The 24,934-nt window shown below is 65.2% G+C and carries 22 protein-coding genes; 7 read left to right on the top strand and 15 right to left on the bottom strand.

All coding sequences use genetic code 11. From position 1 onward, the window contains the following. The first annotated feature begins 8 nt into the window (after positions 1 to 8). The 3 genes from EJ068_RS05100 to EJ068_RS05090 all read left to right on the top strand — a co-directional run bounded on the left by EJ068_RS05100 (position 9) and on the right by EJ068_RS05090 (position 2,212). Complete coding sequence (locus EJ068_RS05100) at positions 9 to 425, top strand: RidA family protein (protein ID WP_042647582.1); 417 nt, start codon at positions 9 to 11, stop codon at positions 423 to 425. 4 nt (positions 426 to 429) lie between these two features. Next, positions 430 to 1,104, top strand: coding sequence for a DUF1028 domain-containing protein (locus EJ068_RS05095; protein WP_129554489.1), 675 nt, complete (start codon positions 430 to 432; stop codon positions 1,102 to 1,104). A gap of 178 nt (positions 1,105 to 1,282) precedes the next feature. Then, complete coding sequence (locus EJ068_RS05090) at positions 1,283 to 2,212, top strand: LysR family transcriptional regulator (RefSeq protein WP_127251861.1); 930 nt, start codon at positions 1,283 to 1,285, stop codon at positions 2,210 to 2,212. Positions 2,213 to 2,215: 3 nt separating this feature from the next. Here the strand turns inward: EJ068_RS05090 and argE are convergent, their stop codons facing one another. Further along, entirely contained in the window at positions 2,216 to 3,373 is a 1,158-nt protein-coding gene (gene argE / locus EJ068_RS05085; RefSeq protein ID WP_127251860.1) for an acetylornithine deacetylase, read from the bottom strand. 221 nt (positions 3,374 to 3,594) lie between these two features. Here argE and EJ068_RS05080 point away from each other — a divergent pair, with 221 nt between their 5' ends. After that, positions 3,595 to 5,664: an FAD-dependent oxidoreductase gene (locus EJ068_RS05080; RefSeq protein ID WP_127251859.1), complete on the top strand. Its 2,070-nt coding sequence runs from the start codon at positions 3,595 to 3,597 to the stop codon at positions 5,662 to 5,664. Positions 5,665 to 5,676: 12 nt separating this feature from the next. On the opposite strand, the gene EJ068_RS05075 is transcribed toward EJ068_RS05080, so the two are convergent. The 7 genes from EJ068_RS05075 to EJ068_RS05050 form a co-directional block, all read right to left on the bottom strand. After that, positions 5,677 to 6,699 (bottom strand): aminopeptidase, encoded by a 1,023-nt coding sequence (locus EJ068_RS05075; protein ID WP_127251858.1) that lies wholly within the window; start codon positions 6,697 to 6,699, stop codon positions 5,677 to 5,679. Between the two features lie 156 nt (positions 6,700 to 6,855). Beyond that, positions 6,856 to 7,962: an SAM-dependent methyltransferase gene (locus EJ068_RS05070; protein WP_127251857.1), complete on the bottom strand. Its 1,107-nt coding sequence runs from the start codon at positions 7,960 to 7,962 to the stop codon at positions 6,856 to 6,858. A 15-nt stretch (positions 7,963 to 7,977) separates the two neighbouring features. After that, on the bottom strand, positions 7,978 to 8,556 hold the full coding sequence (locus EJ068_RS05065; RefSeq protein WP_189342015.1) for a DUF3726 domain-containing protein: 579 nt from the start codon (positions 8,554 to 8,556) through the stop codon (positions 7,978 to 7,980). After that, positions 8,553 to 10,166: a hypothetical protein gene (locus EJ068_RS05060; RefSeq protein WP_189512602.1), complete on the bottom strand. Its 1,614-nt coding sequence runs from the start codon at positions 10,164 to 10,166 to the stop codon at positions 8,553 to 8,555. The genes EJ068_RS05065 and EJ068_RS05060 overlap by 4 nt, the downstream gene beginning before the upstream one ends. A gap of 330 nt (positions 10,167 to 10,496) precedes the next feature. Beyond that, positions 10,497 to 10,964: a hypothetical protein gene (locus EJ068_RS32925; RefSeq protein WP_210212035.1), complete on the bottom strand. Its 468-nt coding sequence runs from the start codon at positions 10,962 to 10,964 to the stop codon at positions 10,497 to 10,499. Positions 10,965 to 10,971: 7 nt separating this feature from the next. Continuing rightward, entirely contained in the window at positions 10,972 to 11,379 is a 408-nt protein-coding gene (locus EJ068_RS32920; protein ID WP_210212034.1) for an Ldh family oxidoreductase, read from the bottom strand. A 195-nt stretch (positions 11,380 to 11,574) separates the two neighbouring features. Then, positions 11,575 to 12,519, bottom strand: a complete 945-nt coding sequence (locus tag EJ068_RS05050) for a LysR family transcriptional regulator (RefSeq protein ID WP_129554488.1) — start codon at positions 12,517 to 12,519, stop codon at positions 11,575 to 11,577. A gap of 100 nt (positions 12,520 to 12,619) precedes the next feature. On the opposite strand from EJ068_RS05050, the gene EJ068_RS05045 reads away from it, so the two are divergent. Both EJ068_RS05045 and EJ068_RS05040 read left to right on the top strand, forming a co-directional pair. Next, entirely contained in the window at positions 12,620 to 14,068 is a 1,449-nt protein-coding gene (locus tag EJ068_RS05045; RefSeq protein ID WP_126081829.1) for an aldehyde dehydrogenase family protein, read from the top strand. Next, positions 14,065 to 15,042 (top strand): membrane dipeptidase, encoded by a 978-nt coding sequence (locus tag EJ068_RS05040; protein ID WP_126081830.1) that lies wholly within the window; start codon positions 14,065 to 14,067, stop codon positions 15,040 to 15,042. Before EJ068_RS05045 ends, EJ068_RS05040 begins: the two co-directional genes overlap by 4 nt. Positions 15,043 to 15,050: 8 nt before the next feature. Here EJ068_RS05040 and EJ068_RS05035 read toward each other — a convergent pair whose 3' ends face one another. From EJ068_RS05035 to EJ068_RS05005, 7 genes are all read right to left on the bottom strand, one after another. Continuing rightward, positions 15,051 to 15,866: an NAD(P)-dependent oxidoreductase gene (locus tag EJ068_RS05035; RefSeq protein WP_126081831.1), complete on the bottom strand. Its 816-nt coding sequence runs from the start codon at positions 15,864 to 15,866 to the stop codon at positions 15,051 to 15,053. Positions 15,867 to 15,940: 74 nt separating this feature from the next. Beyond that, positions 15,941 to 17,560 (bottom strand): hydantoinase B/oxoprolinase family protein, encoded by a 1,620-nt coding sequence (locus tag EJ068_RS05030; protein ID WP_126081832.1) that lies wholly within the window; start codon positions 17,558 to 17,560, stop codon positions 15,941 to 15,943. Then, positions 17,557 to 19,653, bottom strand: a complete 2,097-nt coding sequence (locus tag EJ068_RS05025) for a hydantoinase/oxoprolinase family protein (RefSeq protein ID WP_127251853.1) — start codon at positions 19,651 to 19,653, stop codon at positions 17,557 to 17,559. Before EJ068_RS05025 ends, EJ068_RS05030 begins: the two co-directional genes overlap by 4 nt. 175 nt (positions 19,654 to 19,828) lie before the next feature. Then, the gene (locus EJ068_RS05020) at positions 19,829 to 20,776 is read right to left on the bottom strand and encodes a LysR substrate-binding domain-containing protein (RefSeq protein ID WP_126081834.1); all 948 of its coding nucleotides are present in this window, start codon (positions 20,774 to 20,776) and stop codon (positions 19,829 to 19,831) included. Between the two features lie 78 nt (positions 20,777 to 20,854). Beyond that, complete coding sequence (locus tag EJ068_RS05015; RefSeq protein WP_126081835.1) at positions 20,855 to 21,604, bottom strand: SDR family oxidoreductase; 750 nt, start codon at positions 21,602 to 21,604, stop codon at positions 20,855 to 20,857. An 11-nt stretch (positions 21,605 to 21,615) separates the two neighbouring features. Then, the gene (locus EJ068_RS05010; RefSeq protein WP_127251851.1) at positions 21,616 to 22,326 is read right to left on the bottom strand and encodes an SDR family oxidoreductase; all 711 of its coding nucleotides are present in this window, start codon (positions 22,324 to 22,326) and stop codon (positions 21,616 to 21,618) included. Between the two features lie 303 nt (positions 22,327 to 22,629). Continuing rightward, on the bottom strand, positions 22,630 to 23,589 hold the full coding sequence (locus tag EJ068_RS05005; RefSeq protein ID WP_128314712.1) for a dihydrodipicolinate synthase family protein: 960 nt from the start codon (positions 23,587 to 23,589) through the stop codon (positions 22,630 to 22,632). 100 nt (positions 23,590 to 23,689) lie between these two features. On the opposite strand from EJ068_RS05005, the gene EJ068_RS05000 reads away from it, so the two are divergent. After that, positions 23,690 to 24,730, top strand: a complete 1,041-nt coding sequence (locus tag EJ068_RS05000) for a proline racemase family protein (protein ID WP_126081838.1) — start codon at positions 23,690 to 23,692, stop codon at positions 24,728 to 24,730. Positions 24,731 to 24,934 lie beyond the last annotated feature (204 nt).

Genomic DNA, 24,934 nt, shown 5'->3' with positions numbered 1-24,934 from the left:
AGACCAAGATGGCGCATACGCGAATTCGCAAATTCAACACCAAGGAAACCTATCCCGAGCAGAAGCTCGACAATGATCTCTGCCAAGCGGTTGTCACCCGCGGCGGCCGCACCGTCTATCTGCGCGGCCAGTGTCCGCAGGATCTCGACACGGCCAAGAACATCGACAGCCACGATCCGGCCGAGCAGACGCACAAGGTCATGCAGAACATCAGGCAGCTCATCGAGGAGTGCGGCGGCACGATGGAGCATCTGGTGAAGGTGGTGGTCTACATCACCGACGTCCGCCATCGCGAGGCCGTCTACCGGACGATGGGTGAATACATCAAAGGCGTGCATCCGGTCTCGACCGGGCTGGTCGTGTCGGCGCTGGCGCGGCCGGAATGGCTGGTCGAAATCGACGGCACCGCCGTCATACCGGACTGAGGCCATGACCTTTTCCATCGTTGCGCGCTGCAGGCGGACAGGCATGTTTGGGGTGGCGGTGTCGTCGTCGTCTCCGGCTGTCGCGGCGCGCTGCGCCTACGCCCAGGCGGGTGTCGGCGCGGTCGCCAGCCAGAACGTCACCGATCCGACGCTCGGGGTCCGGGCGCTGGAGCTGATGGCGCGCGGCGCCTCCGCTGCCGAGGCGGTTGCGATCATCAAGCGCACGGCCGCCTTCAGCGAATACCGGCAGGTGCTGGCGGTCGACGCGGCCGGCGGCAGCGCGATCCATTCCGGGCCGAAAGCGCTGGGCATCTGGGCCGAGGCGCGCGGCGAGGACGTCGCCTGCGGCGGCAATTTGCTCGCAAATGGTGGCATCCCGCAAGCCATGGTCGACGCCTTCCTCGCTTCCGAGGGCCATCTCGGCGACCGGCTGATCGCCACGATGCGCGCCGCGCTCAAGGCGGGCGGCGAGGCGGGGCCTGTCCGCTCCGCCGGCATGAAGCTGGTGCGCGATGTGTCCTGGCCCGTCGCCGATTTGCGCTGCGACTGGACCGAGGCGTGTCCGATCGAGCAACTCGCAACGCTGTGGGAGATCTACAAACCGCAGCTCGATGCCTACGTCACCCGCGCCCTCAATCCGTCCGATGCGCCGAGCTACGGCGTGCCCGGTGACGAGTAGTCCGACCAGTTCCGGAGTCGGCATACGAAACCCGGCGACCCGCTCGACCCGGCATCCAGAATAGGTGCGATGGTCGATGCGCGGCGTGCCGCGAACGTCGTGCGTTCTGAAGACCGCCTGAATCAAGTACCGAGCGGCCGCGACTTGATCGCCGGGTGCAAACCGGCAACATAGGACTATGCCGCTCCGCTTCACGCTCAGACAGCTCGAATATTTCGTCGCCGTGGGCGAAGCCGGCTCGATCGCCAAGGCGGCCGAGCAGGTGAATGTCTCGCCGCCCTCGATCTCGGCTTCGATCGCGCAGCTCGAAGCGGAGTTCGGCGTCCAGCTCTTCGTGCGCAAGCATTCGCATGCGCTGGCGCTCACCGCGGGAGGGCGCCTGTTCCTCAAGGAAGCCGCGCGGCTGCTCAACGATGCCGATGCGCTGCACGACATTGCCGGCGATATCGCCGAAAAGGTGCGCGGGCCGCTGGCCATCGGCTGCCTGCTCACCTTCGCGCAGATCGTGCTGCCGGCGCTGCGCAAAAAGTTCGAGGACGCCTATCCGGATGTGCGCGTCCGGCAGTTCGAGCGCAACCAGGGGCAATTGTTCGAGATGCTGCAGCGTGGCGAAATCGATGCCGCGCTGACCTACGATCTGGAATTGTCGCAGGACATGACGTTCGAGCCGTTGATGCAATTGCCGGCCTATGTGATGCTGCCGGCCGAGCATCGCCTGGCAGGGAGGGCGGGTATCACGCCCGAGGAACTGGTCGACGAGCCGATGGTGCTGCTCGATCTGCCCTACAGCCGGGAATACTTCCTTTCGGCGTTTCAGGGCCTGCGGCCCAAGATCGCCGAGCGCACCGGCGACATCGCCGTGATGCGTTCGATGGTCGCCAACGGCTTCGGCTACGGCATCGCCAATATGCGGCCGCTCAACGCCATGTCGCCGGACGGCAAGCTGCTGGTCTTCGTGCCCTTGCTGGGCGACATCAGACCGCTGACCATGGGCATTGCGCTGCCCAACGCCGAGCACCGCACGCTGACGGTGCAAGCCTTCATCGACCATTGCCGCCGCTTCGTCGTCGAGCAAGGCGTCTTCGGCACCGAACGCATCGTCAAGTGAGATTCACGGCCAGCCGTCGGCGAGCCGCGACAGCAGCCGCTCCAGCATCTCGTCGCAGCGCCGCAACTGCTCGACGCTGACGAATTCGTCAGGCTTGTGCCCCTGCGCCATCGAGCCCGGGCCGCAGACGACGGAAGGTGTGCCGAGATCGCGGCTGAACAATCCGCCTTCGGTACCGAAGGCGACTTTCATGGTGCTGTTGGCGCCGGTCAGCGATTTGACGAACGCGACCGCTTCCGAAGCGGCCGGCGTGTCGAGGCCCGGATAGGTGTTGGTGATCTCGATGTCGATTGCCGCTTCGGGGGCGATCGAAGCGGCATCCGCGGCAATGCGTGCGGCCGCACTGCGCAGCCTGTCGAGGATGCCCGTGGCATCCTCGGCGGCGACGTTGCGGATCTCGAAGTCGACCACGCAAAGGTTGGGCACGATGTTGAGCGCCACGCCGGCATTGATCTTGCCGACATGCACCGTCGTGTAGGGAATGTCGTAGTCGCCGTCGCGGGCGCCGTCGCGGGCAAGCCGGTCCTGTTCGTCGCGCAAGGCTCGCACAAAATCGCAGCCGAGATGGATGGCGTTGAGCGCCAGCGGAGCAAGCGCCGAATGGCCTTCGCGTCCCCTGCAGACGGCGCGTGCGGCGAGCTTGCCCTTGTGCCCGGTGGCCACCTGCATGTCGGTCGGCTCTCCGACGATGCACAGCAGCGGGCGCCGGGGCGCCGCGTTCATCATGTCGATCAGGTCGCGCACGCCGAGGCAGCCGACCTCCTCGTCATAGGAGAGCGCCAGATGCAAGGGCGTGCGCAGCGGCATCTTCGCTGCCTTGAGGCAGGCCGCGAGCGCTGAGGCGACGAAGCCCTTCATGTCAGCCGCGCCGCGCCCATAAAGCTTGCCGTCGCGTTCGGTCATGGAGAATGGCGGCAGCGTCCAGTTCTGGCCGTCGACAGGAACGACGTCGGTATGGCCAGACAGCATGATGCCGGGCCTGTCGGACGGGCCGATGGCGGCAAACAGATTGGCCTTGTGGCCGTCGGCGCTGTGGATGAGCTGGCTGGCTATGCCGCTCGTTTCGAGCAAGTCAGCCACATAGAAGATGAGGTCGAGGTTCGACTCGCGGCTCACTGTCGGGAAGGCTATCAGCCGTTCGAGGATATCGATGCTGCCCATGTGTCTTGTCCCGTTGCCGCAACCGGCTGTCTACATCGGGCGATGTCCGCCCTGAAGTCGCATTTGGCTCAGCTTCGATTCATTGCAGCCTAATCCCGGCGACGCGAGATTAGGCATGTCCTAACCCGCGCAGAAGAATTCCGTAGTTTTCCCGCGCCGGCGCCAACTTATGAGTAGTCTCCGGAGCATCGGCAGCGCCAGCCGACGAGAAGGGAAGTACAATGCGCGACCCACGCTACGACATTCTGTTCGAGCCGATGAAGATCGGTCCGGTGACCGCCAAGAACCGCTTCTACCAGGTTCCGCACTGCAATGGCGGCGGCTATCGCGATCCGTCGGCCGCGGCCGAGATGCGCCGCATGAAGTCCGAAGGCGGATGGGGCGTCATCTTCACCGAACAGACGGAGATGCACCACACCTCGGAGATCACGCCCTTCATCGAGCTCCGCCTGTGGGACGACGCCGACATTCCGGCTTTGGCCAAGATGGCGAAAGCCATGCACGAATATGGCGCGCTGGCCGGCATCCAGCTCGCCTATTCCGGCATCAATGGCCCCAACCTCTACACCAAGGAGGTTCCGCGCGGGCCGTCGGCTTTGCCGATCCGCACCTTCACCAATGATCCGGTGCAGGCGCGCGCCATGGACAAGCAGGATATCCGCAACCTGCGCCGCTGGCACCGCAACGCTTTCAAGCGCGCCAGGCAGGCGGGTTTCGACCTTGTGTGCCTCTACGGCGCGCATGGTTTCGGCATCATCCAGCATTTCCTGTCCACCGCCACCAACCAGCGCAGCGACGAATATGGCGGCTCGCTGGAGAACCGTTCGCGGCTGATGCGCGAGCTGATCGAGGAAGGGCGGGACGCGATCGGCGATACCTGCGGCCTGACGCTCAGGCTGTCGCTGGACGAGATGATCGGCGAGCTTGGCTTCGCCAATTCCGAAGTCCGCGACATGATCGAGATGCATGCCGAGCTGCCTGATCTCTGGGACCTCGCCCACGGCGCCTGGGAGGATTGCTCGGGACCCTCGCGCTTCAAGGAAGAGGCAGCGCAGGAGAGCCTCGTCTCCGGCATCAAGAAACTGACCTCGAAGCCGGTCGTCGGCGTCGGCCGCTTCACCTCGCCGGATGTGATGGTGAGGATGATCAAGTCCGGCACGCTCGACTTCATCGGCTGCGCGCGCCCGTCGATCGCCGATCCCTTCCTGCCGAAGAAGGTCGAGGAGGGCCGCATCGAGGACATACGCGAATGCATCGGCTGCAACATCTGCATCATCGGAGACATGACCATGTCCATCTCGCGCTGCACGCAGAATCCGACCTTCATGGAGGAATGGCGCAAGGGCTGGCATCCGGAGCGCATGCAGGCCAAGGGTGACAGCGACAGCGTGCTGATCGTCGGCGCTGGGCCCGCCGGGCTGGAGGCCGCCCGCGCGCTCGGCCTGCGCGGCTATCAGGTGGCCTTGGCGGAAGCGGGCACCGAACTCGGCGGGCGCGTGGCGCGCGAGTGCCTGCTGCCGGGCCTGTCGGCCTGGGGCAGGGTGCGTGACTATCGCCAATACCAGATCAGCCAGATGCCCAATGTCGACATCTATTTTCAGAGCCGGCTGTCGGCGGACGACCTCCTGTCCTTCGGCTTCCAGAATGTCGCCATCGCCACCGGGTCGACCTGGCGGCGCGACGGCGTGGCACGCGCGCATGTCGTGCCGATGCCGATCGACGCCGCCATGCCGGTCTACACGCCGGACGATCTGATGGACGGCAAGGTGCCGGCCGGCAATGTCGTGCTGTTCGACGACGACCACTATTACATGGGCGGAGTTCTTGCCGAACTGATGGCGCGGCGGGGCGCCAAGGTGACCCTGGTGACGCCATCGGCCTATGTGTCGGACTGGACCCGCAACACGCTGGAGCAGGGCGCCATCCACCGCCGCCTGGCGGAGCTGGGTGTCGATATCGTCCTCAACAGGACCGTCACGGTCATCGTATCAGGCGGCGTGTTCACGGCCTGCGTCTACACCGGCGTGCGCCAGGAACTGGCGGCCGATGCCGTCGTCCTGGTCACGTCGCGCAACCAGGACGACGCGGTCTGGCGCGAGCTGAAAGCCCGCGAAAACGAATGGGCGGACAACGGCATCCGTTCGATCAAGGTCATCGGCGATGCCGAGGCGCCAGGGCCCATCGCCTGGGCCACCTATGCCGGCCACCGCTTCGCCCGCGAGCTGGACGAACCCGATATCGGCGATGCCTTGCCTTTCCGGCGCGAGGTGACGGCGCTGGCGGCGGAATAGAGCCGGTTCAGCTCAATCACACGTCGTCGCAGCCTTGAGCGCTTCGGCACGGGAGGGCGCGGGCAACGCGCCGATACGTCGAACAGAGGCATAGAATCTCGGATAGTTGCCGGAGCACAAGTCGAACAGGCGAAGGAAGGCCGGGACCTCTTCGCCGTAAACGGCAGTCGCGGCGAGCTTCGCGTTGTTGATCGGGCTGTCGAACCAGGCGTCGTAACCCCGGTATCCCGCCCAGCGCTTGTCGCGCATCTGCCGGTAGCGCATCCGCAGCCTGTCGATCGTGGCCGCCTTGGCGGCCGCCATTTGCGCGGGGCTGCGGGGACTTCCATAGACCTGTTTCAGCTCGTTCCGGGTCTTCGAGATCAGTCCGAGGAAATCCGCCTTGCGCTTGCGATCGGCTTCGTAGCTGCGCAATCCGGCGCGATTGCCGGTGGCGCGCAGCCATTTCCTCGTGCCGGTGGTTTCGACAGTAACCGCGAAAGCCTCGTTGAACGCAGAGTCGCCGTTCACATAGACTTTCTGATGCGCCAGCTCATGGAAGACAAGACTGGCGAGATAGGTGTCGTTCTGGCGCAGCATAGTGCTGAGCAGCGGATCGCTGAACCAGCCCAGTGTGGAATAGGCCGTGATGCCTGTCACATAGACGTCCAGCCCCTGCCGCTGCAGCGCGGCGGCATTTTCGAGCGCGTCCTTGCGCGAAAAATAACCCTTGTAGGGAACGCAGCCGAACACCGGAAAGCACCATGTTACCGGCGCGAGCGAGAATTGCGGCGCGGCAAAGACCGCCAAGGTCACATCGTTGCGGCCGACATCGACATAGCTGCGGTAACTGCTGTTGTCGGGCAGCGCCAGTTCTTCCGTGGCAAAGCGGCGGATGGCGGTGGCCGATGTCAGCTTGGCGCGCAGCGCCTTGGGCGTAGAGGGATCGCGGATCAGTTTTCCAACATTTTTCCGCGCGGCCATGATCTCGACATGGCCCTCCAGCGACTGCGCGTAGTAGGAAATGCTGGTGCAGCCGGTCACACCGGACGCCATGATCGCAGCAGCAAGCAATCGAAAAACGCGCTTCAAAGCTTGCCCACCGCCTGCTCATCTCCTCGGGAGCGAATGTCCCCTTGCTCGCCGAGTCTCAAACAGGCGCACCTGTTTTCGTCAAGACCTCGAGCGGGCGGCGCGGCGCTTGCCGCTCCGTCAAGACTTGACGATCTCCGTTACGCAGTGGACGTAGTCCATGCGATGGCCTTCGGGAGCTTGCGCGACGTCGGCTTCATAGGCGCCGTAGAAATCGTCGATGATCGCGGAGCGTTCGCTTGGCGGCCGCGAGGGATCGAGCGCGTTGGCGAAAACGGTCTCGGACCAGGAGCGCAGCGTCGGCACATAGGCGCGGGCGAAATCCTGCGCATTGCGGTGGGTGCGGAACGCCTCGGCATATGGGCAGGGCGTCACCATGGTGAATATCGTCTCCAGCCTTAGCCCGGCTTGCGACACAGGCGAAGCGGGATCGCGGAAGGGTGCCGCGAACTCGTCGGGCGTCTTGTAGAACTGCTGGAACGTCGCGTTGACATATTCGGTCTCGCTGATCCGCCCAGCCCGCAGCAGATCGCGCCAATGGCGGGCGAAGCTGTCGAACATGTCGGCGCCCGTCGTATGTCCGAGATAGCGGCCTTCCTCGTCGATGCAGAAATTGGCCAGCGCAAGCCGCCCGCCTGATCGCAATTCGCGCGCCCTGGCAAGCAGGATCGTCTCCCAATCGCGCAGCGCCTGGGCGCGGAACTGCTCGCGCTCGGCATTGCTTGCACCGACCGCCTGGACGTGGTCGGCGATCATGCACGGCCGCTTGCTGATCCAGTGCATCGCCGTCGCGGAAAAGCCGAAGGAGAGCGAATTGTCCGGCAGGATCTGGCGGTAGAAGCTGGTGCCGCTACCGAAGATGTAAAGCCCGGGCGTCTCGGCCAGCGGCGCTTCGGTGGAGGTTCCAAGAAGGCCCTGGCTGAGCCGGAACAAGGTCGAGAAATCGTTATGGGGCAGGTCGGTGTAGGTGATCGATATCGCCCGGTTCGGTTCCCTCTCCCGAACGGCGCCGATCAGCCGTCGCATCATGTCCATGGAAGTGCCCCCATCGGCGGCGCCGAAATCGGCGATGGCGAAGGGCAGGCCGTCGGCCAGTCGGGGCATCCTGGCGACAGCCTCGATGACGAGATCGCCGACCTTGTCGATGACGTATTTGGCGCCGACGGTGTTGGCCGAATAGTAGCCTGCGCCACGCATGGCGATCTTCTGGCCGTCGGCTGCACTCATTTTGTTCTCCCCTTGTTATTCATCGTCCACCCGGCCGCCACCGGCACCACGCACGCGCGATCTTTCGCTTTCCGGCACATAGGTTCTGGCGGCGAAGGAATTGAGCGCCGCAAGTGTCCGCTCGTCGATCGCGCCGCGCCGGCCTGTGGCTGGCTGCTCGGTTTCGGCGCGGCGTTCGATGACGACATCGGCGCGCGTCGCCAGCCCCACGGGCCGCGCTACGCGCATGGGTGAGCGGCGCAGCATGGCGTCGAACCAGACCGGCAGGCCGACATCCAGGATCGTCAGCGGCATAACGTTCGCTGGAGGCGGTTCGTCGAGCAGTAGGGCCGCCGTCCGGATCGGACAGAGCGGCCTTCCAGTCGCGGCGTCAGTCTCGCCGCTCCGCCAGCGCGCCGCGCGGGCAAGGCTGGGAGACTCGAAGGATTGTGCTTGTTCGGCAAGGCTCAGCATGGCCTTGCCCCAGTTGTCGTCCTCGGCCGCGATCCGGCGCGCCGCGCGGCCGACATCCTCGGCCAATCCCCATGAAAATCCGGCGCCCCGGGCCGTCTTGGCGCTCAGCGTTTCCACCTCGTTGAGCGACAGGTCGATCACGCGGCTTTTCCTGCCATCGTGGCGACATCCTCGATCAGCGGCTCGCCGCTGAACAGCGCGATGCGCAGCCAGCGGTCGGAGCGCGGATCGAAGCTCCGCGCGCCGAAGAACGCCAGCTTGGCGCGCAATATGTCGACGGGCCGCAATTCAGCGCCGATCAGATTGTCGTGGATCTCGGCATAGGGAAATTGCGCGACGATCTGGGCGCGCCGCACCGCATGGCGCCATTCGGGCCAGCGCAGCAGGAAGTCGGCGACACTGGCCGAGGCCGGCTCCTTTGCCAGCGCGGCCGCCAGGCCAAGCGCGTCGCGCGCGGTGGCCAGAGGCTGTTCGAGCTCGGCGCCGTCCTCCTCGAAGCGCTCGCCAAGCCGGGGCTCGAGCTTTTCCGCCGAGACGTACCAGAAGCGCGCATTGGCAGCCGGGTCGGCGAAGTCGATTGCCCTCGCCCAGGAATAGCAGTCGAGGAGCGCCCGGCGCAGCAAAGCGCAACTTATGCCGCCTTCGATGGCATGGCCTGGCGTTTCGTCGGCCTTCATCGTGTCGCCGAGCTCGTCGATCAAGGCGCCGTGCGGTTCGAGGATAAGGGAGACGCAGGCTTCCTGCCCCTCCAGCGAGAAGTGATCTTCGGCGAAGCGATAGAGTGCATCCCAAGGCCGCGGCTTCGCCAGAAGCTGATCGAGGTTTTCCGCCAGCGCGCCCAGGTCGGCGGCCAATATTCGGGTTGCCGTGGCCTGGCGGCTATCGTCGCTGTGCCAGCGGGCAACGCGCCGGCGCAGATCGGCGAGCGCGTTCGAGAAGGCGTCTCGTTCCGCCGCGCCGGCATGTGGTTCGGCGCGCACCCGCGCCAGCGCGGTTTCGCGGGCGAGGAACCAGCTATGCGTCAACAGCGGATGGCGCACGAGGAAGGGCGCCATGCCGAGTCCGGTCGCGTTGCCCACACCGAGCGCCCGGCGCAGGTCCGGCGCCAGCTTTGCCGCGCCGGCCGGATTGCGGCGACGGGCAATGTGATCGACAAGGTCGAAAGTGAAGGACCGGATCAGCCAGACGGTGAGCATTTCAGCCTGGAAGGATCCGGCAAGCTCCGGCCGTGAGGATATCTCGTCGCGATCCACGATGCCGAACTTGCCGTTGCCGTAGACCGCCGTGGTGCGAAGCAGATAGCCGACGCCGAGCAACTGCTCCTCATCCGGCTGTTGTCCCTGCGCCAGCGCCGCGGCGACGTCCTCGAAGAGCCTGACACTCTTGTTCGCGCGCGCCAGCACCAGTTCGCGGCTGGTGTAGCGGCCCGCCTCCTGCAGCGGCGCATTTGCCTCCAGCCGGGCGATGTCGGCGGCGTCCGGCAATCCGTCATAGAGCACGTAGCTCGTGTCCCAGGCCTGCGCGATCACGCGGTCCGAGCGCTTCTCGTCGTCGAGCGGCGTGGAGAACGCGACCAGGCTGTATATCCTTGCCGGCGTCTCGACCGCATAGACCGCGCGCCCGAACCCATTGTCGTCGAGGTCGAACAGGTGCTTGCGGACACGCCATTTCTCCCTGGCGGCGCGGCGGATCAACTGGCGCAGGAAGCTGAGCCGCGTCGGATGCGCCGCGCCAAGCCGCTTAAGGCGCATGACGACCTCCGGCGGGCGCAGCGCGATCGCCTCATGCGGCGATCCTGCGCAGGTTTTTCCGCGTGGCGAGGCGAAGAGCCTGACACCTCCACTCCCTGGGCTTCTCCCGGCGGGCCGCCAAATGAAATGACACCAGTCTCCGGCCCTAGGCTGGATACCGCGTGCCAGCGTCGGCGCCGCTTCTCTGGCTAGGCCGCGCATTTGACTCCAGCGCCGCGAACGACGCATTGCTGGCGGACAGTTCGCGTTCGCGCAGATCCAAGAATTCATCCAACCACCGCAGCCGCACGTAGCCTCCGTGTCGAGTACCCTAGGTACTCTGCAACGCGATCACGCGGTCCGAGCGCTTTCGTCGTCGAGCGCGTGGAAACTCCGAATTGCGATTCGTGACAGGCTGTATATCTTGCCGGCGTCTCGTACTTCCATCCACCCTTGCCGAACCAACACTCCGGCTATCAGACCGCGCGCCGAACCCATTTGTCGTGAGGTCGGACAGGTGTTGCGGACCGCATTCGGCCGCACCTCGATCGGCATGCCCGCGCGCGCCGAGCGCCTCGTGCCGGGAAGCCGCGCTTCGCCGATGAAGGCGCCGGCGACGGTTTCCAGATTGCCGGCGAACGCGCCGCCCGACGTGGCCTCGGGCGAGACCGCCAGGAGAACTGGCCGGTTCCGGGTGGCCCCTCCGGCCGTGCCGGAGAAGGGCTGGCGACAGCCCTGGATTGCCCCGGTCAGGCATGCGGCAAAGATCTCCACCAGTAATGCGGTGCCGACGCCCTTGTAGCCGCCCGCCGGCGCCATGGTGCCCTCAACGCTTCGCCTGCGTCGGTCGTCGTCTCGCCGCTCGCATCGAAGGCCCAGCCGGGCGGGATCGGTTCGCCGGCGCGAGCGCGCTTGATGACCTCGCTCTTGGCGACGACGCTTGCGCTCTGGTCGATGACGAAGCGCGCGCCGCCTGTCCGTCCGGGACGGCGAGCGACAAGGGATTGGTGCCCACGGCTGCCTTGCGGCCGCCCCAGGGCGCGATCGAGGCCGGCGCGTTGGTGAAACCCAGCCCGACCAGGCCGGCTTGAGCGATCCGTTCGGTGTGATAGCCGAGCGCGCCGCAATTGTAGGAATTACGGATGGCGAGCGCGGCGACACCTTGGGAGCGCGCCGCTTCGATCAGCGGCGGCAGGCCGAGGGCGATGCCGCGTGGCAAAGCCGTTGCCGGCATCGACGGCGACAAGCCGGCGCCGGGGCAGGCCGGAGTCAGGCCGGCTCGGCCGATACCACAGCCCGTGCGCTCAGCCGTCGCGCTCCGCAATAGTCGGCAGATACATCAGCCCGTGCGACTTCAAGCCGTCGCGCTCCGCCGCCGCGATGCCGGCGGCCAACGCCTCGGCCTGCCGCTCGCTTGCGCCGTGTCGGGTCAGCGCTTCTCGGGCGAGCGTTTCGATGCGGACTCTGCCTCCATCTCCGCCCCGAACTCTTTCTCGCCCGCCTGGGTCTGCTGGCGAATGCATTCGATGAAGCGCAGAGACGCGGGCTGCAGGTTCCGGCCTTCCCTGGTGATCCAGCCGACCCTCCGGCTCGAGCGTGGATCGGCAAGCGGGACGAAGCGCACGGCATGGCTGCATTTCCAGCGGCAGAGCCTGGGCAGGATGGTGACGCCGAGCCCGGCCTCCACCATCGCCAGGTTGGAGCTCACATTGGTCGCGGTGAGTTTCGAGCCGGCGGCAAGCGCCTCGGTCTCGGCAAGCCCGAGTGCTTCGGCCGCGCCATTGCGGATGAAGCTCTCGCCTTCAAGCTGCGCCCATTTCAACGGGCGCTTCGATGTCGCCAGCGGATGATCGACCGGACAGACGAAATCGAGCGGCTCTTGGAACAGAGGCTCGAAACTGAGCTGCGGCCGCTTGCTGGCAAGCACGCAAAGGCCAACCTCGACCATGCCGTTTTCCACCGCCTCGACGATGGCACTGGAATCGCTGTCGCGGACATGGATGTCGAAACTGCTGCCCTCGGCGCGAAGCTGGGCGATCGCGCGCGGCAGCAACGTCACGGCGACCGAAGGCACGCTTGCCACGTCGCAGCGTCCCTGCAGGTCCGCGGCGTAGCTGGTCATCGCCAGGCAGGCGCGATCGTAATGGGCGATCATGGCGCGCGCCTCGTCGAGCACGATGCGGCCGACCGGCGAGAGCGCGCCCTTGCGCTCGCTCTCGAACAGTGGCGCGCCGATATCGTCTTCCAGTTGCTTCAAGGTCATCGACACGGCGGACGGCGTACGGCCGATCTGATCGGCAGCGGCGCGCACGCCGCCGGTCTCGCAGACCGCGACGAAGCTGCGCATGCCGGTCAGGCTGATGGTTTTGGTCACTGTTAAGCTTGCCTGAACGTTTGTGCCAAAAATTGAGCTTGATTGAAGTTCACAGCATTGCTTAGGTTGTTGTCAACCGAATTGATGCAGGTCGAACAGGATGCTGAACGGTCGGAACTTCGTCGCCGGCGAATGGCGTGACGGCGCCGACTGGGTCGAGGACCTCAATCCATCGGATGTGACCGACATCGTCGGGCGCTTTGCCCAGGCGCGACCGTCCGACATCCATGACGCCGTTGCGGCGGCGCAAGGCGCGCAGCGCGAATGGGCGGCGGCGGGGCTGGAGGCGCGGGCCGCCGTTCTCGACGCCATCGGACGCGAGTTGATGGCGCGCTCGAAGGAGCTTGGCGAGTTGCTTTCGCGCGAGGAGGGCAAGACCCTGCCCGAAGGGATCGGCGAGGTCTATCGCGCCGGGCAGTTCTTCACCTATTTCGCAGCCGAGGCGCTGCGCAATCTCGGCGCCTCCACCGACTCGGTCCGGGCCGGCGTGGATGTCCTGATCGAGCGCGAGCCGCTCGGCGTCGTCGCGATCATTTCCCCTTGGAATTTCCCTGTCGCCACCGCGTCCTGGAAGATTGCGCCGGCGCTGGCCTTCGGCAATGCGGTGGTCTGGAAACCGGCCAGCATTACCCCCGCCAGCGCCTGGGCGCTGACCGAGATCATCAGCCGGCAGGCGATCCCGGAAGGCCTGTTCAACCTGGTGATGGGGTCAGGATCGACGATCGGCCGCGAGCTTGCCGCCAATGCCGACATTCAAGGGCTGAGCTTCACCGGTTCGGGCGCCGTCGGCTCCGGCATAGCCGCGCTCGCGGCGGCGCGGTTCGTGAAGCTGCAGCTCGAAATGGGATCGAAGAATCCCTTCGTGATCATGGACGACGCAGACCTCGATCGCGCGGTCGACCTTGCCGTGAACGGCGCCTTTGGCGGGACAGGCCAGAAATGCACTGCCTCGTCGCGCCTGATCGTGCAGCGGCCGATCCATGACGCCTTTGTCGAGAAATTGCTGGCGAAAACCAGGGCCTTGAAGGTCGGCCATGCGCTTGAGGCGGGCGTCCAGATGGGACCTGTCGTCAGCGCAGAGCAGCTCTCGGCCAATCTCGATTATGTGACGCTCGGCATCAGCGAGGGCGCCGAGCTTGCTACCGGCGGCGAGGCGCTCGACCTGGCACATAACGGGCACTACATGGCGCCGGCCGTCTTCCTCAACGGGCGCTCGCGCATGCGCATCAACCAGGAGGAGATGTTCGCGCCGATCACCTGCGTGATGACGGCCGACGATCTCGACGAGGCGATCTTCCTCGCCAACGACACGCCCTATGGGCTGACGGCCGGCATCGCCACGCGCTCCCTGGCGCGCGCGACGAAATTCCGCCACGCCTCGCGCTCGGGCTGCGTCATGGTCAACCTGGCGACCGCCGGCACTGACTATCACGTGCCGTTCGGCGGCGTTCGCGCCTCGAGCTACGGCCCGCGCGAGCAGGGACGTTCGGCGGTCGAGTTCTACACCCAGGTCAAGACGTCCTACATCCATGCGGGCGCGGGCGAATGACCGGCGACGCGCCGCAAGTGCTCATCGACGGGCTGCAATATTGCAACTGGTCGCGCGAAATTTTCCAGGAGATGCGCCGGGGCGGGCTGACCGCGGTCCATGCCACGGTCGGCTATCACGAAGGTTTTCGCGAGACGGTGCGCCATCTGGTGGATTGGCGCACACGCTTCCGCGACAATGAGGATCTCATCCTTCTGGCGCGCGACGCCGGCGACATCGAGCGGGCGCGAGCCTCGAACCGGACGGCTATTTTCCTCGGGCTGCAAAACCCGATGCCGATCGAGGACGACATCGGCCTGATGGAAATGCTCTTCGATCTCGGCATCCGTTTCATGCAGCTCACCTACAACAACCAGTCGCTGCTCGGCTGCGGCTGGATGGAGAAGGAAGACAGCGGCGTGACGCGGATGGGGCGCGAGGCGATCGCCGAGATGAACCGGCTCGGCATGATCATCGATCTGTCGCATGCGGGCGAGCGGACGACGCTGGAGGCGATCGCGCTCTCTGAGCGTCCGGTGGTCATCAGCCACGCCAACCCGCGCTGGCTCCGCGACAGCAATCGCAGTGTGTCCAAGGAGGTATTGCAGGCATTGCGCGAAAGGGAAGGGCTGCTCGGCCTCTCGCTCTATTCACTGCATCTTCCGAACGGCTCGGACACGACACTCGATCAATTTGGCAAGATGGCCGGGGAAGCGGCTGAAATCATGGGAGCGGAGCATCTCGGCATCGGCTCGGATCTCTGCCAGGACCAGCCCGACAGCATCCTGCGCTGGATGCGCGAGGGTCGCTGGACCCGCGAGGTCCAAGCCGCTGCAAGCTTCCCGACTCAGCCGTCCTGGTTCGGATCGAACCTCGATTTTCCCGGGCTTTCGCAGGGCCTACTCGCGGCGGGCTTCGACGAGACGGGAACATCCTTTGTGCTCGGCGGCGCCTGGAATCGCTTCATCCGGGACAGCCTGCCTTCCGCTGGCTGAATGCCGCGCTATTCTGCCGGCTTGTCGTCCGGGTGGCCAAGCTCGCAGAACCAGCCGCCGAGATATTTCACCGAGGGTCTCTTCGGATCGGGAATAGGCGTCTTCGCCTCGACGGCGGCGCGGTACGGCTCGGCGCTGTCCTGCGGGATGAAGCCGAGATGGCCGGCGCCGCTGTTGTCGACCATCTTCAGCTTGTTGTCGGATATGCCGAAGGAGATGGTGTGTCCGACGCGCGGCGCGGTGAGCGACGCCTCGACCAGGCGCACGCAGTCGGCGAAGGAGAGATAAGACCACAGCATGCGGCGATCGGCCGGTTCGGGGAAAGACGAGAAGATGCGCAGGCACACCGTCTCGATGCCGAACTTGTCCCAATAGAGCCTGCTCAGGCTCTCGACGAAATTCTTCGAAACGCCATAGAGGCTGTCGGGGCGCACGGGCGCGTCGACGCTGATATGCGCCTCGATCTCGTGATAGCCGATGGCATGCACCGAGGAGGCGTAGATGACGCGCTTCACCCCATGTTTCCGGGCGCCTTCATAGATGTGGTAGGAGCCGCGGATGCTGGAATCCAAGATGGTCTGCCATTCGCATTCGAGGGGCGCGCCGCCGAAATGCACGATCGCGTCGCAGTCCTTGGTCGCTGCGATCGTGGCTTCCATGTCGGCGAGATCGAAGACTGCTTCCTCTTCGTGGGGCGCAAGATCGCCGAAGGGCTCGCGGCCCGCGAGGCGGATGGTCCTGGCGAGCGGCACCAGCCCCTTGCGCAACTGCGAGCCGAGCCGGCCGGCGGCGCCGGTGATCAGGATACGTTCATAATGCGGCATCGTTTACTCCACTTGCGCGACGGCGGCTTTGACCCGCGCGATCGCCTCGGTCGACAGGCGCGAGGCAACATAGCTCATTGGTCGTTCTCCGTAATGTAACCCTTGGAACGGTCATTGGCCCGCGCGGCCACGCTGCGCCTGGCCGGATCGCCATAGCCGCCGCCGCCCGGCAGTTCCAGGATCAGCCTGCGTCCAGCCGGCACATGCTGCCAGCCCTTGGGGCGCATCTTTGTGCCGTTATCGAGCTTGACGACGCCCGCGACGCCGGGCTTGCCGCCTTCGCGACCCTGGGCCGGATGGTTGACGCGGTCGAACATCGCCGAGAAATCGAATTCGTGGCCTTCGGTCGCCTCGATCTCGATGACCTGTCCGAGACCGCCGCGGAATTCGCCGTCGCCGCCGGAGTCCGGCCGCAGTTCCTTGCGCCAGATGACGATCGGGCCGGTATGCTCGGTCGCCTCAATCGGCATCGTGTGCACGCCGGACGGGAAGGCCGTCGCCGACAAGCCGTCCAGTTCGGGGCGGGCGCCCATGCCGCCGGAGTTGAACATCAGCACTTCGGCGCGGCGGCCGGAACCGCCGGCGACGGGTCGCACGGAAATGTGGATGTTCCAGAGCGCCCCGGCGCCTTCGGCGAGGATTTTTCCGGGCAACGCCTTGGAGAACGCGCCCAGCACGAGATCGGGAACCATGTGGCCGAAGATGTGCCTGAGCGCCACCGGCGCCGGCCGCACTGCGTTCAGGATGTTAATGGGCGACGACACGGTGAAGAAGGCGAGCGAGGCGGCATTGTTCGGAATATCCGGAGCGACCACGCATTTCAGCGCATAGCAGGCATAGGCCTTGCTGTAGATGATCGGGCAGTTGATGCCCCAGCGGCTCATCGGATCGCTGCCGGTGAAATCGACCTCGACATTGTCGTCGCGGACCGAGACCGTGGCCGACAGCTTCACCGGCGCGTCATAGCCGTCGGTCACCAGCTCGTTCGACCAGCTTCCCTTGGGCAGCGCCTTGATGCGCTCCAGCATGGCCTCGCGGGTGCGCGAGAAGATGAAGTCGCGGAGCCCGTCGAGCGAGGCAAGGCCGGTCTCCTTCATCATGTCGACGAGGCGGCGATGACCGACCTCGTTGCAGGCCGCAAGCGAATAGAAATCGCCGACCACCTGGTTCGGCTCGCGGACATTGGCGCGCAGGATGCGGACGACGTCGAGGTTGACCTTGCCCTTTTCCGCGAACTTCATGATCGGGATCTGGATACCTTCCTCGTAGACCGACTTGCCGTCGGCGCCGAAGCCGCGGCCGCCGACATCGACGACATGCGCCGTGCAGGCGAAGAAGGCGACGAGCTCGCCGTTCAGGAAGGACGGCGACACCATGGTGATGTCATGCAGGTGGCCGGTGCCGAGCCATGGGTCGTTGGTGACATAGGTGTCGCCCTCGAACATCTGATCGCGCGGGATCGCGTGCATGAAATGCAGCACGGCCTCGGCCATGGTGTTGACGTGGCCGGGCGTGCCGGTGACCGCCTGGGCCAGCATCTGACCGCGCGGGTCGAACACGCCCGCTGACAGGTCGCCGGCTTCGCGCACAGAGGTGGAGAAGGCGGTGCGCAGCAAGGTCAGCGCCTGCTCCTCGACCACCGAGATCAACCGGTTCCACATGACCTGCATGCGGATTGCGCTGATATCGCTCATGACTGACTGCCTTTGCGGGTCAGGAGGATCGCTCCGTCGCTTTGGATGACGGCGTCAAAGCTGGTGGTGACGACGGTCGACGTCTCGCGCTCGACGATGACGGCGGGCCCCGCCAGGCGGTCGCCGACGCAGAGCTTGTCGCGCTCGACGATGCCATAGGTCTGTGGCGCGCCGGTCGCCGGTTCGAACACGGCCCGGGTCGTTATCGGTTCGCTCTTCTTCCTGCCGGTGGTGAGTTCATGCCGCGTCACGGCCGGACGAACGTCCGTCGCCTTGACCGACCAGGTGACGATCTCGATCTCCAGCCCGTCGAGCCCTTCGATGGCCCGGCCGAAGAAGCGCTGATAGCTGGTCTCGAACAGATCCTTGAGCTTGGCGACTGCATCCTCGCCGAACGGTTCGTCGACCAACGGCACGGGGATTTCCCAGCCCTGGCCAGCATAGCGCATGAAGGCGGTGATCTCGCAGACGATCCTGCCGCTGGCGCCGCTGCGCACAAACCCCTCTGCGGAGGCCTTGAGGTCGGCGAGCAGGGCGTTGACCTCGGCCGGCTTGAAGCGCGACAGGCGCGTCAGCCTGGACGCCAGCGCCTCATAGCCGAACGGCGCTTTCAGGAAGCCGATCGCCGAGCCGACGCCGGCGCCGCGCGGCACGATGCACTGGTCGATGCCGAGCTTTTCGCAGAGCCTCGCCGCGTGCAGGGGTGCCGCGCCGCCGAAGGCGATCATCAGATTGTCGGAGATGTTCTTGCCGTTCTCGACGGCGTGGACGCGAGCGGCGTTCGCCATGTTCTCGTCCACGACCTCGCAGATGCCGAAGGCCGTCGCCAAGGCATTCAGCGACAGGCGCTCGCCGACATCGCGCAGGATCGCCCGTTCGGACGCTGCCGTGTCGAGCTTGATCGCGCCGCCGGCGAAATTGTCGGGGTCGAGTTTGCCGAGCACCAGGTCGGCGTCGGTGATTGCGGGACGTTTGCCGCCGCGGCCGTAGCAGGCAGGGCCGGGCTCAGAGCCGGCGCTTTCCGGCCCGGTCTGAATGCGGCCCATTGCGTCGACCCAGGCGATGGAGCCGCCGCCGGCGCCGATCTCGATCATCTCGATGACCGGGATGGAGATCGGCATGCCCGAGCCTTTTGAGAAGCGATAGGTGCGCGCCACCTCGAAGGTTCGCGCCGTGCGCGGCGCAAAATCCTCGATCAGGCAGATTTTTGCGGTGGTGCCGCCCATGTCGTAGGAGACGACCTTTTCCAGGCCGAAGCGACGGGCGATATCGGCGGCGAAAATCGCGCCACCCGCCGGGCCGGACTCGACCAGCCGTACCGGGAATTCCGAAGCGGTCTCCACCGAGATCAGGCCGCCGCCCGAATGGATCATGAAGACGGGGCACTCGGCGCCCATGTCTTTCAGCCGTGTCTGCAGGCGCGCGAGATAGTCGGCCATCTGCGGCCGCACATAGGCGTTGGCTGAGACCGTGTTGAAACGCTCGAACTCGCGCATCTGCGGCGAGACTTCGGCGCTGATCGAAATCGGAATAGTCAGCTTCCTGGAGAGGATCTCGCGCGCCCGGCGCTCGTGGTCCGGATTGGCGTAGGCATGGATGAAACCGATCGCCACCGAGCCGAAATTGCCGGCCGCGATCCGGTCGGCGATCGATTCGAGGGTGGCTTCGTCGAGCGGCTGCAGTTCCTGGCCCTCGGCGCCGATGCGGCCCTTGACGGTAAAGCGGTGCTCGCGCGGGATCAGCGGCGTCGGCAGTTGCAGGTTGAGATCATATTGCTCGAAGCGGTTTTCCGTCCGCATCTCGATCACATCGCGAAAACCTTCGGTCGTGACCAGAGCGGTTTTCGCCCCGCGTCGCTCGATCAGCGCGTTGGTGGCAAGCGTGGTGCCGTGGATGATGATGCCGATCTCGGCCGCCGAAATGCCGGCATCGCGGATGACCATGTCGATGCCGTCAAGCATCGCCTGCTCGGGCGCCGCATAATTGGTCAGCACCTTGGTTGAAAACATCTCTCCCCTGACATCGAGCGCGATGTCGGTGAAAGTGCCGCCAATGTCCGCGCCAAGGCGGATGTCGTCTGCTCGGGAGGTCATGCCTTGGCCTCAGGGAAGAGAATGCTGCGTCACACACTTAGCGGCAAGCGAACCGGGCTTGCCTTTCGGCTTATACCTGAACTCCAGCGGGCCGATGCGAAATCAAGAAATGCAGCTCATTCGAAAGTTCTTCTTTCCTGTCTCCCGCGCCGGAACGTTGGTCTCGCGGCACTTGTCAGTCCGAAAGCGGAGTCGGTTTCGGCAGGGAAACCTTGAGGTCGCTGCGCCAGTCTTGCTGGGCCAGCCATCGATGAAGCGCGGCCACGGGCTTGACGCGCAGATGCCCGCGCGGAACGACGAGATAGAACCCGGGAACTTCTTCCGGCCGCATATCGGCAATGGCCTCGCGGCCGATCGGCGCGACCAGCGCGCCGGAGCGGAAGTCCTCCTCGGCGTCGATCACGGAGACCAGGCCCACACCGATGCCTTGCAGGGTCGCCCGGCGCATCGTCGCCGCATCGTCGAAGCTGACGCTGCGGTCGCCGTCGGTCAGCGCCACGCCCAGGTGCCGCAATATGTCCGGCCACAGTCGCTTCGACTTGACCGTGTCGAGCAACGTGAACTTCGTCAGGTCCTGCGGCGACTTGATCTTCTCGCCGATCGCCGGCGTGCAGCAGATGATCTTCGGGTCCGGCACCAGGAGCGTCACCTCATAGTCCGGCCAGTTGCCGTAGCCCCACTGCACCGCCATGTCGATGTCGTCGCGACCGAAGTCGGGCAGGTCGACCATCGTCGTCAGGCGCAGGTCGGCGCCAGGCAGTATCTCGCGGAACAGCGACAGCCTCGGCAGCAGGTAGTGCGTGGCGAAGTATGGACTGGCGTTGAGGTTGATGCGGTCCCGGTGGTTCGACTTGGTGACGCGACGAACGCCTTCGGAAAACTCCTCGAAGCCGGCCTTCACGTAATGCGAAAGAAGGATCGCCGACTCGGTCAGTTCGATCGAGCGGCCCTTGCGCTCGAACAGCGTCACCTGCAGCGTGTCTTCCAACAGCTTGATCTGCTGGCCGACGGCCTGCGGCGTGACCAGAAGCTCGTCGGCAGCCTGCCTAAAGCTCTTGTGCTGCGCGACGGCGTGGAAGACGCGAAGCGCATTGAGCGAAGGAAGGCGAAGCTTGCCGCTCATCGTAAGTCCGCCTCTTTCCGTTCGAGACCCGTATCATGCACCGCCGAACCTCAACAGCCGCTGGCTATCGAAATGATTCTAAGCGTAGATGTAACCACCTGAAACAATGACGTTTTCGCCGGTCATGTAGGTGTTCTTCGGACCTCCGGTCATCAACACCCATTCGGCAATCTCGGTCGGCTCGGCGCCGCGCCCGAGCGGGCTTGCCTTGGCCAGTTCTTCCAGGAAGCCGAGGGCCTTCGCCTTCTCAGTGGCCATGCCGGCCGGCGCCACGGAGTTCACCAGGATGCCGTCCTTGGCGACGTGATGGGCAAAGGAGCGCGTCAGGCTGACGACGGCTGCCTTGGTCGCCGCATAATGGGCGTTCTGGGGATGCGCCTTGAAGGCGTCAACCGAGGTCAGATTGACGATGCGGCCGCGCACCTCGGCTTTCGGCTCCTGCGTCTGCATGTGGCGAACCGCTGCCACCATCATGTGGTAGGTGCCCTTGATGTTGATGCCGTTGGAGGCGTCCCAATCGGCGTCGGTGATCTCGAGCAGCGGGCGGCGCGGATAGATCGCGGCGCAGTTGATCAGCGTGTCGACGCGACCGAGCTTGGCCACGATGGCATCGAAGGCGGCATGGCATCGCGGGCCGATCTGGATGTCGCACGTCGCGGTGGCGACAGGCAGGCCCTTGGCCCTTGCCGGATCGAGCGCGCTCTCCGCCGCTTCCTGGTTGATGTCGATGATGCCGATCTTGGCCGCCCCGGCCTCGACAGCCATCTTGACCAGGAGGGCGCCGAGGCCGGCGCCGCCGCCAACGATCAGAACGGAAAGATCCTTCATTCCACTATCCCTTACTTGGTGCCGCTCGGCGAGGTCGGCCATGTCGGCATAATGTCGAAACGGGTGACGTCGGCCCATGCCGGCAGCGCGAGCACGGCGACGACCATCCTGGCCACGTCATCGGGCTGCACCACCTTGCTGGCGTACATGGCGGCGCGCGCCTTGGCGTCGAGGATATCCTGGTAGAGCTGCGTCTCGACGCGGCCGGCGACGATCTCGGTGACGCGTATGCCGGAGGGCGACAGGTCGGCGCGCAGCGCACCGGCAAAGCCGGAGATCGCCGCCTTGGTGGCTGCGTAGACGGCGATGTTGGAAAATGCCGTGTGGCCGGCGACGGAGCCGGTGAACAGGATATGGCCCGACTGCCGCTCGCGCATCTGCGGCACGACGAGGCGGGTGAGCAGGATAGCGGCGCTGAGGTTCACCTCCAGCGTTGCGTCGATGTCGGCGATCTTCATGTCGGCGAAACTGCCGAGCGGGGGCATGATGCCGGCATTGTTGATCAGCACATCGATGGTGAGATCCGCCAGCACCGATTCCAGCGCCTCGCGGTCGGTGACGTCGACGGCAATCGGCACGATGCCCGGACGCTCGGCCTGCAACTCCTTGAGCGCGGCCTGGCTGCGGCCAACGGCATAGACATCATAGCCGGCGTCGCTCAGCGCGATCGCCATCGCCCGTCCTATGCCGCTCGTCGCGCCGGTGATGAAGGCTGTCGTCACTTGGACTTCCCCATTTGCGGCTTCCCCATTTGCCTGATTTCAGTGTGCGGCGCGGGCCGGCGCCGCGAAACCAAGAAAACCAGCAAAAGGGAAAGATAAACTTTCAAAAGTTGGTGTGGCGTTTGCAACGTTCCGCGCCGCCTGCGCCATTTTCAGCGCCGTAAAGCAAAGAAATACAATGCTTTCGGCGTGCAGGAGAGGAGTTCCCGATCGAGCAAAAACATAGCTTTCGCAACCGCGTGGGAGACCCGCCGACAGCGGCTTTTCATCGGTGAAGGCGAGGTCGCGGGGCCTCAGGTCCGCTCAGGCCGCGTAACGTGCCATTGCGGGCTGCCTCGACCACTGGGCGTACCAAGTGTCGAAGAGCTTGAGCTGTGCTTCGGCAAAGCCGCGCTGGCTGTCGCTCAGCGCGTCCGTCTCGTTGAAGTGCAGCTTGTATTCAGGATTACCCTTCAGCACCATCATGTGCTTGAAATAGAGCACCAGGTCGGGCCCCTCGTCGAAAGAGGACAGGACCGCAAACGCGGCATCGAGCTCCTGCGCAAGCCGGCGCGCTTCGGCGTCGCCCTTCGCCGCGGCCTGGCTGAGGCCCGCCAGATGCAGCACTTCCTTGGGCAGCACGTTGCCGATGCCGGTGATCGCGCCGGAGGCTCCGCAATTGACGAAACCGTGGAAGACAGCGGTGTCGACGCCGATCATCAGCGCGACCTCATCGTCGCGGCTGGTGATGTTTTCCGCCGCATAGCGCAGATCCGACGGGCCGCCGAACTCCTTGAAGCCGACAAGGTTCGGATGCTCGGCGCGCAGCGCGAAGAACAGATCGGCGCGCGTGGCAAAGCCGTAATAAGGGCTGTTGTAGATGACAGCGGGTAGGTCGGGGGCGGCGGCAAGGATCGCCTTGAAATGATGGCGCTGCGCGGTGACCGACGGACCGCGCGACAGAACGCGCGGGATCACCATCAGGCCGCGGGCGCCGACCTTCTGCGCATGCGCAGCATGAGCCACGGCGCTGGCCGTGTTGACGGCGCCGGTACCGACGATCACCGGCACGCCGGCCTTCACCAGGCGCTCGACGCCCTGCATGCGCTGCTCGTCGCTCAGCAGCGGCCAGTCGCCCATGGAGCCGCAATAGACGACCGCAGACATGCCGGCAGCGATCAATTCGCGTCCCTTGCGCACCAGGGCGTCGAAGTCGGGAAGCCGGTCATCGGTGCAGGGCGTCATCAACGCCGGCATGCAGCCGGAAAAAACGTTGGCGGTCATTTGGGATTCTCCTTGAGGCTGGCACGCAGATTGATCAGTTTGTCCCGAAGCAGCACCGCTTGCCAAGCGGATAGTGGCGGCCGACAGGGAGAAACGAACAATGCGTAGCAGGACCAGCATCCGCGTCGTCAGCTGCCATGCCGAGGGTGAGATCGGCGACGTCATCGTCGGCGGCGTGCTGCCGCCGGCAGGCCGCACGATGATGGAAAAGATGATCGCGATGGAGCGCGATCACGATCATATCAGGCGCATGCTGATCTGCGAGCCGCGCGGCAGCGTCGCCCGCCACGTCAATCTCCTGGTGCCCTCGACGCGCGAGGATTGCGCCGCGGGCGCCATCATCATGGAGCCGACCGAATACCCGCCGATGTCGGGCTCCAACACGATCTGCGTCGCCACGGTGCTGCTCGAGACCGGAATGGTGCCGATGCAGGAGCCGGAGACACGCTTCAAGCTCGATATGCCGGGCGGCGTCATCGAGGTCAACGCCGAATGCCGCGACGGCAAATGCCTGTCGATCACCTTCCGCAACGCCCCCGCCTTCGCCGAACGCCTGGACGCGAATATCGAGGTCGAGGGGCTGGGAACGCTGAAGGTGGACATCGCTTACGGCGGCATGTTCTACGCCATCGTCGATGCACCCGCGCTAGGTTTATCGGTTACGCCCGACGAGGCGCGCGAACTGGCCGTGGCCGGCGAGAAGGTTCGCCGCGCCGCGCGCGAGCAGCTCGATGTCGTCCATCCTGAATTCGACAATGTGCGCGGTGTCTCGATCGTGCAGTTCGCCATGCCGTTCCAGGGGCCGGGCAAGGTCACGCGCAACACCTGCATCGTCTCGCCCGGCCGTTCCGACCGCAGCCCGACCGGGACCGGCACCTCGGCCCGCATGGCCGTGCTGCACGCGCGGGGCCAGATGAAGGAAGGGGAGGTGTTGATCCATGAATCGATCATCGGCTCGCGCTTCACCGGCAGAATTGTCGGCTTGACCGAAATCGCCGGACGCAAGGCGATCGTTCCCGAGATCACCGGCCGTGCCTGGATCACCGGCGAGCACAACTACTATCTCGATCCGACAGATCCCTATCCGCAAGGCTATGTGCTGTCGGACACCTGGGGCACCTCGACCTCGGTGACGCAATAGAACTTCTTGCAACGGCGTCGCCTTGGAGCACTCGGGCACCCGGAGCCTTTTTGTTCAAACGCAGGGGCATTGCGCTTGCATATGCTCGGCGGACTTGCAGGGAGGCGCCCGCTCTGATTCCCTGCGCTTGGTGGGGATCACCTGATTCGTGTGCTCGTTGCTCCGGTTCCGCATCGTCGTGCGGCGGAGCAGCGGGCGCTTTCG

This window comes from Mesorhizobium sp. M2A.F.Ca.ET.043.02.1.1, from assembly GCF_003952405.1.
Classification (GTDB): Bacteria; Pseudomonadota; Alphaproteobacteria; order Rhizobiales; family Rhizobiaceae; genus Mesorhizobium.
This window is presented reverse-complemented; position numbering and strand designations above follow the sequence as displayed.